Here is a 14,020-nt window from a genome sequence, read left to right as displayed (position 1 = left end):
GAGAGATTACCTGAGGAAGGACCGGTCGTGTCGTCCCTGTCCACGCCCGCGAACGGCGGCCCCGAACCGATCCTGCTGCTCCTCGACCCGGCGGCCCGGCGGGCGGACGGCGAGTCCGTGCGGATCGCGAAGGACGTGCTGTGCGGAGGTACGGACGTCAAGCTGGCCTGCCCGGAGGGCCCGTCCGAACTCGACCGGATGCTTTCGCACCGGGGCCGGCGGCGACCGGTGGTGATCGGTTCCGACCTGGCGCTGCGGAGGGTGCTGCAGGCCCTGCACCGCCAGTGTGAGCTGGGCGTCGATCCGGTGGGGATGATTCCGGTCGGCCGTGCCGAGGAGTCGGCGGCGGCCCGCGCGCTCGGCGTGCCGGGGGAGCCGGTGCGGGCCGCGCGGGCGGTGCTGTCGGGCGTGCCGCGCCGGCTGGACCTGCTGGTGGACGACGGCGGCGGGGTGGCCCTGGGCGGGGTGCGGATCACCTGCGGCGGAGCCCGCAGGATGGTGGGCCGTCCGGGTGGCTGGCGTTCGCTATGGGCGAAACTGGCTGCGGCCGAGCAGGGGACGACACTCACCGCCGAGGCCGTCGAGTCCGGCTCCCGGGTCCGGGTCGAGGCGGACGGCCGGCTGCTCGCGGACGTCCACCGGCCGGTCCGGCTGGTCCAGGTGACCCTGCCGGGCGCCGAACCGGAGGCCGCGGCGGTGAAGGGGACGGCGGACGGGACGGCGGACGGGACGGTGAACGGGACGGCGGACGGCCTGCTGGAGGTCGTGGTCCGCGCGCCCGGCGGGCTGGTCCGGGCCCGGGCGGCGAGCGTCTCGGTGGTCGGCCGGGGCTTCGACTACGAAGCGGACGGCCACCCGGTGGGCCCGGTCCGCGCCCGCACCTGGACGGCCCACCCGGGCGCCTGGGGCCTGCTGCTGCCCGCACGGCCGGTCGGATAGCGCGCCGGACGGCCCCGGGCGGCGCGGCCGCCGCCGGATGACCGCCGGGTGAACCCCGGGTGAGCAGGCTCACTTTCGCGATCGCGGCGCCGGGCGGGCCCGATCGCCCCCGAATCCCCAACAGGCGCGAACCGCAAGGCCAACCGCCGCCCACGGGAATTCCCCCCACCCGAATTCCCGGCCCGGTAAGGGGTTTTGTCTACGCGCGTTACCCGACGATCACGCCCCTGACCGGCCCTCCCGCGTTCCGAAAGCCCGTTTCGCCTGCCCTAGACTCGAAGACGTGCCACGTGGTGACGGAAGACTCAACCACGATCTTCTTCCCGGCGAGAAGGGCCCCCAGGACGCTTGCGGCGTCTTCGGTGTCTGGGCTCCCGGCGAGGAGGTCGCCAAGCTCACGTTCTTCGGCCTTTACGCCCTGCAGCACCGCGGTCAGGAATCCGCGGGCATCGCAGTGAGCAACGGCTCCCAGATTCTCGTCTTCAAGGACATGGGGCTCGTCTCCCAGGTCTTCGACGAGGCCTCGCTGGGGTCGTTGCACGGGCATATCGCCGTCGGACACGCCCGCTACTCGACCACCGGGTCCTCGGTCTGGGAGAACGCCCAGCCGACCTTCCGCGCGACCGTGCACGGTTCGCTGGCCCTCGGGCACAACGGAAACCTGGTGAACACCGCCGAACTGGCGGCCATGGTCGCCGAACTCCCGGGCGAGGAGCACGTCTCCCGCTCCGGCCGGACGGCCGCGACCAACGACACCGACCTGGTGACCGCCCTGCTGGCCGGCCACCCGGACCTCTCCATCGAGGAGACGGCCAAGGTCGTGCTGCCCAAGGTCAAGGGCGCCTTCTCGCTCGTCTTCATGGACGAGCACACCCTCTACGCCGCCCGCGACCCGCAGGGCATCCGCCCGCTGGTGCTCGGCCGGCTGGAGCGCGGCTGGGTGGTCGCCTCCGAGACGGCGGCGCTGGACATCGTCGGCGCCTCCTTCATCCGCGAGGTCGAGCCCGGCGAGCTCATCGCCATCGACGAGAACGGCCTGCGCACCTCGCGCTTCGCCGAGGCCAAGCCCAAGGGCTGCGTCTTCGAGTACGTCTACCTGGCCCGCCCCGACACCTCCATCGCCGGCCGCAACGTGCACCTCTCCCGCGTGGAGATGGGCCGCCGGCTGGCCGAGGAGGCCCCGGTCGAGGCCGACCTGGTGATAGCCACGCCCGAGTCCGGCACCCCCGCCGCGATCGGCTACGCCGAGGCCAGCGGCATCCCGTACGGCTCCGGCCTGGTGAAGAACGCCTACGTGGGCCGCACCTTCATCCAGCCCAGCCAGACCATCCGCCAGCTCGGCATCCGGCTCAAGCTCAACCCGCTGCGCGAGGTCATCGCCGGCAAGCGCCTGGTGGTCGTGGACGACTCGATCGTGCGCGGCAACACCCAGCGCGCGCTGGTGAAGATGCTGCGCGAGGCGGGCGCCGCCGAGGTGCACATCCGGATCTCCTCGCCGCCGGTGAAGTGGCCCTGCTTCTTCGGCATCGACTTCGCCACCCGCGCGGAGCTGATCGCCAACGGCATGACCATCGAGGAGATCGGCCGCACCCTCGGCGCGGACTCGCTCTCCTACATCTCGATCGACGGCATGATCGAGGCCACCAAGCAGCCCAAGGACAAGCTCTGCCGGGCCTGCTTCGACGGCGAGTACCCGATGGAGCTGCCGGACCCGGCGCTGCTCGGCAAGCTCCTGCTGGAGGCGGAGATCAAGGGCGGCCAGCAGGCCCCGGCCGTCCGCGGCAAGCCGACCAGCGGCAGCGACCTGGACGGCGTCCAGTCGCTGCTCGGCGGGGCGGGCGCGGCCGACGCGCTGCGCCGCCCGTAACGAACGCAGGTGGGGTCCCGCGAACCGGGGCCCCACCGCCGTTCCACCCCCCGGTTGTTCAAGAACCACCCCCACCTGACCCGAAAGGGCCGCACGCAGTGACCAGCAACCAGAACGGCGCCACCTACGCCGCCGCCGGTGTCGACATCGAGGCGGGCGACCGCGCCGTCGAGCTCATGAAGCAGTGGGTGAAGAAGGCCAACCGCCCCGAGGTGGTCGGCGGTCTCGGCGGCTTCGCCGGCCTCTTCGACGCGTCCGCGTTCAAGAACTACGAGCGGCCGCTGCTGGCCTCGGCCACCGACGGCGTGGGGACCAAGGTGGCCATCGCGGCCGCCATGGACAAGCACGACACCATCGGCCACGACCTGGTCGGCATGGTCGTCGACGACCTCGTGGTGTGCGGCGCCGAGCCGCTGTTCATGACCGACTACATCTGCGTCGGCAAGGTCGTCCCGGAGCGCGTCGCCGCGATCGTCAAGGGCATCGCCGAGGGCTGCGCGCTGGCCGGCTGCGCCCTGGTCGGCGGCGAGACCGCCGAGCACCCCGGCCTGCTGGGCCCGGACGAGTACGACGTCGCGGGCGCCGGCACCGGCGTGGTGGAGGCCGACGCGCTGCTCGGCGCCGACCGCGTGCGGGCGGGCGACGTGGTCATCGCGATGGCCGCCTCCGGCCTGCACTCCAACGGCTACTCGCTGGTCCGCCACGTGCTGCTGAACCAGGCCGGCTGGTCGCTGGACCGCAAGGTCGAGGAGTTCGGCCGCACCCTCGGCGAGGAGCTGCTGGAGCCGACCCGGATCTACTCGCTGGACTGCCTGGCGCTCACCCGCGCCACCGAGGTGCACGCCTTCTCGCACGTCACCGGTGGCGGCCTGGCGGCCAACCTGGCCCGGGTCATCCCGGACGGCCTGCACGCCCGCCTGGACCGCGGCACCTGGACCCCGCTGCCGGTCTTCCGGACCGTCGCCGAGGTCGGCAAGGTGGCCACCCTGGAGATCGAGAAGACGCTCAACATGGGCGTCGGCATGGTCGCCGTCGTCCCGCCGCACTCGGTGGACGTCGTGCTGGCGATCCTGGAGGACCGCGGCGTCGAGGCCTGGCTGCTCGGCGACATCGTCGAGCGCACGGACGAGCACGAGGGCGGCGCGGCGCTCTACAACGCCTACGAGGGCTTCACGGCGGGCTGATCCCGCCGAGGACGACGCGAGGGCCCCTCCGGCCTGCCGGAGGGGCCCTCGTGCACGTCGGGGGAGGCGAGCGGGCGAATCACGAGAACGCCGAAGACCGGCCCGGCGCCCAGGGCGCCCGGACCGGTCCGGTGAAGCTGCGGGTTACGAGCGGCGGGAGGCCTGCGAGGACCCGGCGCCCGGCTCGTTGTCGTCCTCGTCGTCGAGGGCGCCGTAGCGGGCGGCGTACTCCGCGTACGGGTCGTCGTCCTCCTCCTCCTCGATCGGCTCAGGCTCGATCGAAGCGGTGGACGGCGATACGCCCAGCTCGTTGGACAGACGGTTAGCGTCAAACCCGCCGCTGTTGTACTTCAGCTCGCGGGCGACCTTCGTCTGCTTGGCCTTGGCCCGGCCGCGCCCCATGGGTCGACCCCCTCAACGATGGGGCTCACGGCCCCGAGTCTGACACGTGTTCATGATCAGGACCGGCCTGCCCGAAGTGGAGAAGCCGTCCCTTGGAGCATTAACGGTACCTGTTTCCGCCGCTGGACGGTACGTCGTCGGTGTGACGTGGCGCGCACCGACCGCACCCGCGACCAGGTCTTCCCAGGTCAGGGGAGGTTTTGCGGCAGTTTGCGCGCTGTCCAGAGGTATCTGAGGTCCGTCGTTCCAGGACTGATTATCCCCCCTGGGGGGACCTCGGATCACCCGTTCGGGCGGAGAAGTGAGAATCCGGTTCCACATCGTGATGCGCGGGAGGCCATTGGGGGGCCTCCCGCGCATCACGGCCGCTCGGTCAGCCCCGGCGGGCGCCCGGCAGCAGGACGGTGCGCAGCGCGCTGATCTCGCGCATCCGCTTCTCGGCCAGGCGGTCGGCGGCGACGGCCGGCGGGACGTCGTCGGCGGCGGCCCGGGTGAAGATCTCCAGGGTGGTGTCGAAGATCTTGGTGGCCTTGTTCTTGGCCCGCTCGAAGTTGAAGCCGTCGATCTCGTCGGCGACCTGGATCACGCCGCCGGAGTTCACCAGGTAGTCCGGCGCGTAGAGGATGCCGCGGTCGGCGAGGTCCTTCTCGACGCCCGGGTGGGCCAGCTGGTTGTTGGCCGCGCCGCAGACGACGGAGGTGCCGAACTCGCCCAGCGCGGCGACGGTGTCGTCGGTCAGCGCGCCGCCGAGGGCGCAGGGGGCGTAGACGTCCAGCTTGGCCTGGAGCAGCGCGGCGGTGTCGGCGACGACCTCCACCTCCGGGTGGGCGGCGCGCACCCGGTTGACGGCGGCCTCGAAGGGGTCGGTGACGACGACGGTGGCGCCGTCCGCGACCAGGTGGCCGACCAGGTAGTGGCCGACCTTGCCGACGCCCGCGACGCCGACCCGCTTGCCGCGCAGGGTCGGCTGGCCCCAGCGGGCCTGGGCGCTGGCGCGCATGCCCTGGAAGACGCCGAAGGCGGTCAGGATGGACGAGTCGCCGGCGCCGCCGTGCTCGGGCGAGCGGCCGGTCACGAACGAGGTCTCGCGCGCGATGACGTCCATGTCCTGGACGTAGGTGCCCACGTCGCAGGCGGTGATGTAGCGGCCGCGCAGGGACTCGACGAAGCGGCCGTAGGCCCGGAGCATCGCCTCGTTCTTGACCTTGTTCGGGTCGCCGATGATGACGGCCTTGCCGCCGCCGAGGTCGAGCCCGGCCAGCGCGTTCTTGTAGGACATCCCGCGGGACAGGTTCAGCGCGTCCTCCAGCGCCGCCTCCTCGGAGGCGTACGGGAAGAAGCGGGTGCCGCCGAGGGCCGGGCCCAGGGCGGTGGAGTGGATGGCGATGATCGCCTTGAGCCCCGAGGTGCGGTCGTGGCAGAGGACGACCTGCTCGTGGCCGTCGCCGAGGGCGCCGTCCTGCTCGGTACGGAAGATCCTGCTGAGCACGCCGGATGCGGAGTGCGTGGCGGGGGTCTGTACGTCGGTCACTGTGGTGACTCCAGTATCGAAGGCCCGCTGCTGTGGTGCGGGCGCCTAAGGCGAAGAGTAGTCGCGCACGGGCCTCGGATCGGCCCTCTTGTCCGAGCTTGGGCCGGTTGTCCGAGTGCTGAGACGGGAGGGGTGCGGAGGGTGCGGGCGCCAACGGTCCGGGGCGCGCCCTCCCGGGCCCGCGCGACCCGTGCGACCATGCAGGACGTGACCGTCGTACGCACTTCCGTACAGCCGCCCTACGCCGCCCACCTGCGGGTCTACGAGCCGTTGGCCGCCTACCCGGAGCCCGAGCGCGGGCACTGGCAGGCGTACGCCGCGGAGCACGGGCCGGACGCCGGGGCGGCGGAGCGGCCGGTGGCGGCGGCGGTGCTGGAGGAGCAGCGGGAGGCGCTGGCGGAGCTGGCCGCGCGCACGCCGCGGGCGCTGCCGGAGCGGGAGAGCGGCCGCGCGTACCTGCGGGTGGTGGACGGCGTCCTCTACGTCTGCCCGTGGGCCACCAGGCTGCGCAGCTGGCAGGCGCTGGACGAGCTGCGGGCCGGGGCGCCGGTGGCGCTGCTGGACACCGCGCTGCCGCCGGCGGCCCGGGCGGCCGCCGAGACGGACCGGGAGCGCTGGCGGGCCGAGCACCCGGACGCCCGGCCGTGGATCCTGACCAGCCGGTGGGAGGTGCCGGTGCGCTGGTTCCTGCCGTTCGGCGACGAGGACCGCTGCTTCGTCCCGGCCGGACCGGAGGCCGGACGGGAGGCCGGGCAGGAACCCGTCCGGGAGGCGGGCCGCGGGAGCGGGCAGGATGGGGAACAGGCCGGGGCGGCGGCGCTGTTCTACCTGGTGCCGATGGCGCAGGCCCGTCGGCGGGTGGCGCGGGCGTACCGGGCGCTGCGCGAGGAGGTGCCGGACGGGGAGCTGGTGCAGGGGGCGGAGCAGGTCGGGCGGTGGCTGGAGGAGTTCCATCCGCGCTCGCTGGTGGAACTGGACTACGGGGGGCTGGTGCACCTGCTGGGGCCGGAGCGGCTGTCGGCGGACCGCTCGGCGGGGGAGCTGGAGGAGGGGCTGCGCGCCCTGCGGGCGGGGGACACGGCGGAGGCGCTGCGCGTGTACGGGGAACTGACGGTGCGCTGGCGGCGGGTGCTGGCGCTGCGGCACGCGAACTGACGTCCGAACAGCCGTGTATGACTGTAAGGGCCCTACGTCCTCCGGCCCGGCTGACCAAGGTCCCGGTTCGGGTCAATAGCTGTCGAACGTGACACTACTCACCGTTGACGCGAACTTACCCCTATGTGCAAAAATGGGACAACCAGCCCAACTTCACGTGAGCGTGCCCACTTTTGGGTGGTTCTGGAGTCGATGCGTGCTTTGCGGGGAAACGGAGGGTCTGGTCCCCTTGTAACCGGACGTCACTGCCGTGTGACTGTCCGTTATGGGGTGGTCCATCGCCATCCGTCTGCCTTGAACCCGTGAGGGGTCAATTTTGGCGGTTTGGTCGATAGGGCTGGACGGATGGTGTAGTTGTAGACACCAGGACAAGCCGTTCGTCCTATAACCGACTCGGCCCGTCTATGCCATTTCGGGCATCGCGGGCCAAGGTGCAGAATTTGAAGGATAGAACCGCCCTGGTTCGGTTCTCCCGAGGAGGCCGCTCATGACCGCTCGTACCCCTGATGCCGAGCCCCTGCTGACGCCGGCAGAGGTTGCCACCATGTTCCGCGTGGACCCGAAGACGGTCACCCGCTGGGCCAAGGCGGGCAAGCTGACGTCGATCCGCACGCTCGGCGGCCACCGCCGCTACCGCGAGGCGGAGGTGCGCGCTCTGCTGGCCGGGATTCCCGCCCAGCGCACCGAGGCCTGATCGGCCAAAGGCTCTGAAAAGGGGCCGCTTACCGGACTCCGCCGGGTCCGGTAAGCGGCCCCTTTTGTCATACCTTTAAGGCTTGCCTAAGTTGTCGGAATGCTGAACTCCGGATAACGGTTCGACATCCATGATGCGGGGGGGATTTACAGTGAATAGCAGTGCAATTTTACATATTAAATTAACCGGCTCATGAGGAGGGTGTGAAGGGCCGGTTTTCAGGGGAGTGCGGGTGACGACCGTCACATGCAAGATCGCTTGTGGTCCGGACCTGGTTCGGGGTAAAGGGGTCGGCCGGTGAAACGCGAGAGGCCCGGAACCTTGACGGTTCCGGGCCTCTCGCCTTGCGGCGATCCCGACGGGACTTGAACCCGCGACCTCCACCTTGACAGGGTGGCGAGCTAACCAACTGCTCCACGGGACCAGATTGTTCTGATCTTGTTCACTCGCTTGCCGCGCTGCGAACAAGACAGACTGTAGCCCATGGTGGGCCTCCAGGTCGAACTGGCTCCTGAAGGCCCACCACGCCGCCCCGCAGCTCAGGGCGCCGCCCGGGTCACAGCGAGGCCCGGGCGGCCTCCATCGCCTTCGTGATCCGTTTCTCCGAGACCGGGCTCGGCGTGCCCAGCCCCTGGGCGAAGAAGCTGACCCGCAGCTCCTCGATCATCCAGCGGATCGCCAGCACCTCCTCGGACGGCTGCTGCCCGGCCGGCACCGCCGCCAGCAGCTCCCCGTACGCCTGCTGAACCTGCTGGACCTTCAGCAGCTGCTGGGCGTCCCGCTGCGGGTGGTTGGGCAGCGCCTCCAGCCGGCGGTCCACCGCCAGCAGGTAGCGCTTGAGGTCCGGCAGCCGCTGCCAGCCGGTGGCCGTCACGAAGCCCGGGTGCACCAGCGAGGCCAGGTGCAGCCGGACGTCGTTCACCGCGTTCAGCAGCACCGGGCTGCTCACCGACTTCAACCGGGTCGACGCCTTGTGGAAGGCGATCAGCGCGGTGGCCGTCTTCAGCGTGGTGTCCGCGGACAGGTCGTACAGGTCCGCGCGCACCTTGTCGTGCAGCTTGCCGAAGGCCTCCGCGTCCCAGGCCGGGCCGCCGTTCAGCGCCATCAGCCGGTCCGTCGCGGCCGAGACGACGTCCTCGAACAGGGCCGCGATCGAGCCGTGCGGGCTGTGCGAGAGCGCCAGCTTCGCCTGGTTGCCCAGCCGCCCCTGGATCGACTTGGCGGGGGAGGTGGTGGTCAGCATCAGCAGCCGGCGCGTCCCCTCCCACATCGCCCGCTCCTGGGCCTGCGCGGTGTCGAACAGCTTGACGCCGACCGCGGCGCCCTCGTCCACCAGCGCCGGGTAGGCGCGCAGCGAGTGGCCGCGCGACCGCTGCTCGAAGGTGCGCTGCAGCACCGGCAGCGAGGCCGGCCAGGCGGTCAGCCCGCTCTGCTCGATGCCCCGGCCGGAGGCCGCCGAGGAGAGCGTCTCCTTCAGCTTCGGCTTGAGCCTCAGCCGCAGCTCCTCCAGGTCCTTGGACTCGGCGAGTTTGCGGCGCCCGTCCACCACCCGGAAGGTCACCTTCAGGTGCTCGGGGACCCGCTCGTCGTCCCAGGCCTCCGGCGGTACGGTGACGGCCGTCAGGCGCTTCAGCGCGTGCTCCAGGGCCGGCAGCAGCGGCTCTTGGCGGTCCTTCACCGCGCGCAGCGCGGCCTTGGCGAAGTCCGGCGCCGGCACGAAGTTGCGGCGGATCGCCTTCGGCAGCGACTTGAGGTACGCCGTGACCAGCTCCTCCCGCAGGCCGGGGATCTGCCAGTCGAAGCCCTCCGAGGTCACCTGGTTGAGCACCGGCAGCGGGATGTGGACGGTCACGCCGTCCGCGTCGCTGCCCGGCTCGAACTGGTAGGTCAGCTTGAAGCGCAGCTTGCCCTGCTGCCAGTGGTCCGGGTAATCGGCCTCGGTGACGCCGTCCGCGGCGTCGTTGATCAGCATCGACTTCTCGAAGTTCAGCAGGTCCGGCTGGTCGTGCCGGGCCTTCTTCCACCACGCGTCGAAGTGCCGGGTGGAGACGATCTCGTCGGGCAGCCGGGCGTCGTAGAAGTCGAACAGGGTCTGGTCGTCGACCATGATGTCCCGGCGGCGGGCCCTGTTCTCCAACTCCTCGACCTCGCCGAGCAGCCGGCGGTTCTCGGCGAAGAACCGGTGGTGGGTCTCCCAGTCGCCCTCGACCAGCGCGTTGCGGATGAACAGCTCGCGGCAGAGCTCCGCGTCGATCCTCCCGTAGTTGACCTTGCGCTGGGCGACGACCGGCATCCCGTACAGGGTCACCTTCTCGTAGGCCAGCACGGCGCCGGCCTTCTTCTCCCAGTGCGGCTCGCTGTAGCTGCGCTTGATCAGGTGGCCGGCCAGCGGCTCCACCCACTCGGGCTCGATCTTCGCGTTGATCCGGGCCCAGAGCCGGGACGTCTCCACCAGCTCGGCCGACATCACCCAGCGCGGCGGCTTCTTGAACAGGCCGGAGCCGGGGAAGACCGCGAAGCGGGCGCCGCGCGCGCCGCCGTACTCGCGCTTCTCCGCGTCGAACAGGCCGATGTGGGACAGCAGTCCGGCCAGCAGGGACTGGTGGATCCGGTCCGCGTCCGGCTCGGCGTCAGGATGAGGCTCCTCGATGGTGACGCCCAACTGCTTCGCCACCGTGCGGAGTTGGGTGTAGATGTCCTGCCACTCCCGTATCCGCAGGTAGTTCAGGAACTCCGTCTTGCACATCCGGCGGAACGCCGAGGAGGAGAGCTCCTTCTGCTGCTCCCGGACGTAGCGCCACATCGCCAGGAAGGAGAGGAAGTCCGAGGTCTCCGAGTTGAAGCGCTTGTGCCGCTCGTCGGCGGCCTGGCGCTTCTCGGCCGGGCGCTCGCGCGGGTCCTGGATGGAGAGCGCGGCGGCGATCACCATCACGTCGCGCACGCAGCCGTTCCGGTCCGCCTCCAGCACCATGCGGGCCATCCGCGGGTCCACCGGGAGCTGGGCCAGTTTGCGGCCGAGCGGCGTCAGCCGCTTGCGCGGGTCCTTCTCCTCCGGGTCGAGGGCGCCCAGCTCGTGCAGCAGGTGGACGCCGTCCTTGATGTTGCGCGAGTCCGGCGGGTCCAGGAACGGGAAGGCGGCGATGTCGCCGAGGCCGGCCGCGGTCATCTGCAGGATCACCGATGCCAGGTTGGTGCGCAGGATCTCGGCGTCGGTGAACTCGGGGCGGGCGAGGAAGTCCTCCTCCGAGTACAGCCGGATGCAGATGCCGTCCGAGGTGCGGCCGCAGCGGCCCTTGCGCTGGTTGGCGCTGGCCTGGCTGATCGCCTCGATCGGCAGCCGCTGCACCTTGGTGCGGTGGCTGTAGCGGGAGATCCGGGCGGTGCCCGGGTCGATCACGTACTTGATGCCGGGGACGGTGAGCGAAGTCTCGGCCACGTTGGTGGCCAGCACGATCCGGCGCGAGTGGGAGCGCTGGAACACCTTGTGCTGCTCGGCCGAGCTGAGCCGGGCGTACAGCGGCAGGACCTCGGTGTTCTTCAGCTTCAGCCGGCCGAGCGCGTCGGCGGTGTCGCGGATCTCCCGCTCGCCGGAGAGGAAGACCAGGATGTCGCCCGGGCCCTCGGCCTGCAGCTCCTCGGCCGCGTCGCAGATCGCCTGGACCTGGTCGCGGTCGCGGTCCGCGGGATCGTCGTCCTCGTCGGCGGTGTCGTCGACGATGGGCCGGTACCGGACCTCCACCGGGTACGTCCGGCCGGAGACCTCGACGATCGGGGCGTCGCCGAAGTGCTCGGCGAAGCGCTCCGGGTCGATGGTCGCGGAGGTGATCACGACCTTGAGGTCGGGGCGGCGGGGGAGCAGCTGCTTGAGGTAGCCGAGCAGGAAGTCGATGTTGAGGCTGCGCTCGTGCGCCTCGTCGATGATCAGGGTGTCGTACTGGCGCAGCTCGCGGTCCGTCTGGATCTCCGCGAGCAGGATGCCGTCCGTCATCAGCTTGACCAGGGTGTCCGGGCCGACCTGGTCGGTGAACCGGACCTTCCAGCCGACCGCCTCGCCGAGCGGGGTGTTCAGCTCCTCCGCGACCCGGTCCGCCACCGTGCGGGCGGCGATCCGGCGCGGCTGGGTGTGGCCGACCAGGCCGCGCACGCCGCGGCCCAGCTCCAGACAGATCTTCGGGATCTGGGTGGTCTTGCCGGAACCGGTCTCGCCCGCGACGATCACCACCTGGTGGTCCCGGATCGCCGCCAGGATCTCGTCCTTCTTCTGGCTGACCGGCAGCTCGGCGGGATAGCCGATCTTCGGGACGGCGGCGCGGCGCCGCTCGACCAGCAGCTCGGCGCGCTCGATGTCGGCGGCGATCTCGGCGGCGACCTTCTGCCGGGCCTCCGGCTTGCGGACCTTGCGGGCACCCTCCAGCCGGCGCCCGATCCGCACCTGGTCGCGCAGGGTCAGGTCGGGCAGGCGGGCGGCCAGCTCACCGATGCCGGGCCCGGCGGCGGGGACGTCGGCGGACTGGACTGCGGGAGAACTCACTGCGGGCATCCCTCTAGGTTCGCAAGGAGGTACGGCGGCGCGCACCTCGGTTTTCGAGCCCCTCCAGTGTCACAGCCGGGGGAGGCGAATCGCGAACGGCAGGCAACGGTCCGCGGCCCCGCTGGGCTCTGGGGGGTTGAGGAGGTGCTCATGGGAGCCCAGAAGACCGCCCGGGACGAGGAGTTCCGGGCGTTCGCCGCCGCGACGTGGTCGCGGCTGTTCCGGACGGCCTACCTGCTCGCGGGGGACCGGCACGGCGCCGAGGACCTGGTCCAGCAGGCGATGGAACGGGGGTACACCGCCTGGGGACGGGTGCGTTCGGCCGCGGACCCGTACGCCTACGTACGCCGCGTCCTGATCAACGAGCACGCCCGGCGGTTCCGGCGCAGACCGCGCGAACAGCTGGTCACCGCCGTCCCCGACCGGCCCGCGCCGGCCGGCAGCGACCCGGACGCCCGGGCCGTGCTGCTCGGCGCGCTCGCCGGCCTGCCGCCGCGCCAGCGCCAGGCCGTCGTCCTGCGCTACTGGGAGGACCTCAGCGAGACCCAGGCCGCCGAGGCCATGGGCTGCTCGGTCGGGACGGTCAAGAGCCAGGCGGCACGCGGCCTCGCGAAACTCCGGGAGGCCTCCCCACGCAACGGACTGATCGGTATCGGAGGCGGAAGATGAGCAAGGCGTTCGAGGGCGGGCCGGACGAGGCGGCCGCCGTGCACGAGCTGGGCGAACTGGCCGGCGGCGTCGATCCGGGGGCGGTCCCGTACGACCGGCTGATCGCCGGCGGGCGGCGCCGGCTGCGGCGCCGGCGGCTGGCGATCGCCGGGGCGGCCGCAGCGCTGGTCGTGGCGGTTGGCGGGGCGGGGGTGGCGATCGGTGGGACCGGGCGGGGGGCCGTCACCACGGTGGCGGTGGCGGCCTCGGCCTCCCCCACCGCGTCGGCCTCCGCCGCCGCCTCGGCTCCCGTGACGACGGTCCCGACCAGGCCCGCGACGGAGGGCCGGGACCCGTTCACCCCGATCCGGGTCAAGATCGGCGAGGGAACGTCGAACGGCCGCACCTGGCAGGCCTGGGCCGCGCTCTGGCCCACGACCTCCACCAAGGAGGACGCCCACCAGCAGGCCCGGCTGATGTGGGAGGACCGGCACGCCGCCATCCCGCAGCTGCCAAAGCCGACCGACGCCGAGACCGACCGCCAATGGGTCCCGGGCATGGACCACCTCAACCTCTACCTCACCCTGGACGGCAAGCGGCAGGTCGACGACGCCATCCACCTGGTCGCCTCCCCGGCCGGGCACACGCCCGGCTACAACTCGGGCGCCGGCGCCACCGTGCTCGGTGTCAAGGGAGGCGAGCTGGCCGACTCGCCGGTGCTGATCTCCTCCGCCAAATCCGGGACCGCCCGGGTCGTGGCCACCTGGCAGACCGGCGGCAGCACCGAAGCCGCCCCCGTCACGATCGGCGACTCCCCGACCCGCTGGTACGTCATCGCCAAGAAGCCCGGTTCGGATGCCAAGGACATCACCGCCTACGGCGCGGACGGCTCGGTGCTCGACACCGAAACCAACTGGTTCCGCACCCCCTGAGGGTCGGTCAGGCCCCCGCCGGAGTGCGGCGGGGGCGGGCCGAAAAACGGAGGAGCCGGGCCGGGCCGTGTCACTAGACTGCGGCTCCCGACGCGCGGCCGGGGCGGGTGCGGCCGCGTCGTCCCGCTGCCTGCCGA

General features: G+C 71.6%; 10 protein-coding genes and 1 tRNA gene. 7 read left to right on the top strand and 4 right to left on the bottom strand.

Annotated features, from left to right (window positions below; translation table 11 throughout):
• The first annotated feature begins 27 nt into the window (after positions 1-27).
• The 3 genes from AB2U05_RS15270 (at position 28) to purM (ending at position 3,990) form a co-directional block, all read left to right on the top strand.
• Positions 28-939 carry a diacylglycerol kinase gene (locus AB2U05_RS15270; RefSeq protein ID WP_369183466.1) on the top strand — a complete coding sequence of 304 codons (912 nt, stop codon included), beginning with the start codon at positions 28-30 and terminating at the stop codon, positions 937-939.
• Positions 940-1,222: 283 nt separating this feature from the next.
• Complete coding sequence (gene purF / locus AB2U05_RS15265; protein WP_045698121.1) at positions 1,223-2,806, top strand: amidophosphoribosyltransferase; 1,584 nt, start codon at positions 1,223-1,225, stop codon at positions 2,804-2,806.
• A 98-nt stretch (positions 2,807-2,904) separates the two neighbouring features.
• Entirely contained in the window at positions 2,905-3,990 is a 1,086-nt protein-coding gene (gene purM, locus AB2U05_RS15260) for a phosphoribosylformylglycinamidine cyclo-ligase (RefSeq protein WP_045698122.1), read from the top strand.
• A gap of 144 nt (positions 3,991-4,134) precedes the next feature.
• Here purM and AB2U05_RS15255 read toward each other — a convergent pair whose 3' ends face one another.
• Both AB2U05_RS15255 and AB2U05_RS15250 read right to left on the bottom strand, forming a co-directional pair.
• Positions 4,135-4,392: a DUF3073 family protein gene (locus tag AB2U05_RS15255; RefSeq protein WP_045698123.1), complete on the bottom strand. Its 258-nt coding sequence runs from the start codon at positions 4,390-4,392 to the stop codon at positions 4,135-4,137.
• Between the two features lie 373 nt (positions 4,393-4,765).
• Positions 4,766-5,923: a Glu/Leu/Phe/Val dehydrogenase dimerization domain-containing protein gene (locus AB2U05_RS15250; RefSeq protein WP_045698125.1), complete on the bottom strand. Its 1,158-nt coding sequence runs from the start codon at positions 5,921-5,923 to the stop codon at positions 4,766-4,768.
• 207 nt (positions 5,924-6,130) lie between these two features.
• Here AB2U05_RS15250 and AB2U05_RS15245 point away from each other — a divergent pair, with 207 nt between their 5' ends.
• Together AB2U05_RS15245 and bldC are read left to right on the top strand one after the other, a co-directional pair.
• Entirely contained in the window at positions 6,131-7,078 is a 948-nt protein-coding gene (locus AB2U05_RS15245) for a hypothetical protein (RefSeq protein WP_369183465.1), read from the top strand.
• Positions 7,079-7,565: 487 nt separating this feature from the next.
• Positions 7,566-7,772, top strand: a complete 207-nt coding sequence (gene bldC, locus AB2U05_RS15240; protein ID WP_014137253.1) for a developmental transcriptional regulator BldC — start codon at positions 7,566-7,568, stop codon at positions 7,770-7,772.
• 350 nt (positions 7,773-8,122) lie between these two features.
• On the opposite strand, the gene AB2U05_RS15235 is transcribed toward bldC, so the two are convergent.
• Together AB2U05_RS15235 and hrpA are read right to left on the bottom strand one after the other, a co-directional pair.
• Positions 8,123-8,196, bottom strand: a tRNA-Asp gene (locus AB2U05_RS15235).
• 132 nt (positions 8,197-8,328) lie between these two features.
• Positions 8,329-12,252, bottom strand: a complete 3,924-nt coding sequence (hrpA, locus tag AB2U05_RS15230) for an ATP-dependent RNA helicase HrpA (RefSeq protein ID WP_369185958.1) — start codon at positions 12,250-12,252, stop codon at positions 8,329-8,331.
• 201 nt (positions 12,253-12,453) lie between these two features.
• Here hrpA and AB2U05_RS15225 point away from each other — a divergent pair, with 201 nt between their 5' ends.
• Positions 12,454-12,972 (top strand): SigE family RNA polymerase sigma factor, encoded by a 519-nt coding sequence (locus AB2U05_RS15225; RefSeq protein WP_369183464.1) that lies wholly within the window; start codon positions 12,454-12,456, stop codon positions 12,970-12,972.
• Complete coding sequence (locus AB2U05_RS15220; RefSeq protein ID WP_369183463.1) at positions 12,969-13,883, top strand: hypothetical protein; 915 nt, start codon at positions 12,969-12,971, stop codon at positions 13,881-13,883. Before AB2U05_RS15225 ends, AB2U05_RS15220 begins: the two co-directional genes overlap by 4 nt.
• Positions 13,884-14,020: the final 137 nt, after the last annotated feature.

Origin of the sequence: Streptomyces sp. Y1, from assembly GCF_041053115.1 — a bacterium.
Lineage (GTDB): Bacteria > Actinomycetota > Actinomycetes > Streptomycetales > Streptomycetaceae > Kitasatospora > Kitasatospora rubellomurina.
Note: the sequence above shows the minus strand (reverse complement) of the source record. Positions and strands in the feature narration are given on the sequence as shown.

Coding starts and splice junctions, on each gene's coding strand:
- AB2U05_RS15220 (WP_369183463.1), top strand. CDS start 12,969: ATGAGCAAGGCGTTCGAGGGCGGGCCGGACGAGGCGGCCGCCGTGCAC.
- bldC (WP_014137253.1), top strand. CDS start 7,566: ATGACCGCTCGTACCCCTGATGCCGAGCCCCTGCTGACGCCGGCAGAG.
- AB2U05_RS15225 (WP_369183464.1), top strand. CDS start 12,454: ATGGGAGCCCAGAAGACCGCCCGGGACGAGGAGTTCCGGGCGTTCGCC.
- AB2U05_RS15255 (WP_045698123.1), bottom strand. CDS start 4,392: ATGGGGCGCGGCCGGGCCAAGGCCAAGCAGACGAAGGTCGCCCGCGAG.